This window comes from Brevundimonas sp. ZS04 (assembly GCF_001956865.1).
In the GTDB taxonomy this organism is placed as follows: domain Bacteria; phylum Pseudomonadota; class Alphaproteobacteria; order Caulobacterales; family Caulobacteraceae; genus Brevundimonas; species Brevundimonas diminuta.
Map to the genome: position 1 here is coordinate 1 of NZ_MTHE01000050.1, position 452 is coordinate 452.

Sequence of the window (452 nt, forward strand, 5' to 3'; positions counted from 1 at the left end):
CCCGAACTGAGCCTGCGCAACGCCGGCGGCGAGTCGGTGCAACTGGCCGATTTCCGGGGCCGCCCGCTGGTGATCAACCTCTGGGCCAGCTGGTGCCCGCCGTGTCGGCGCGAGATGCCGGTGCTGCAACAGGCGCAGGCGGAGAATCCCGACGTGGTGTTCCTCTTCGCCAACCAGGGCGAGAGCGCCGAGACCGTGCGCCATTTCCTCCAGGGCGAGAACCTGCGCCTGGACAACCTGCTGTTCGACAACGGCGGGCAGCTTGGCCAGCAGGTCGGCTCGGTCGCCTTGCCCACCACCGTTTTCTACACCGCCGAGGGCCGCCTGCTGGGCAGCCATCTCGGCGAACTGTCCCGCGGCAGCCTGGCGCGCTACCTCGAAGCCTTCGAGCCGGCCGCTGCCGCCCCCGCAACCAGGAGTTCCGAATGAGACTGCCGCGCAACCTGATCACC

Annotated in this window: 1 protein-coding gene; it reads left to right on the forward strand. The window is 69.2% G+C overall.

The genetic code is table 11. The features are described 5' to 3' along the window. Positions 1–429: TlpA disulfide reductase family protein (locus tag BJP32_RS16710; RefSeq protein WP_143255507.1), on the forward strand; the 429-nt coding region annotated here is incomplete at its 5' end. Positions 430–452 lie beyond the last annotated feature (23 nt).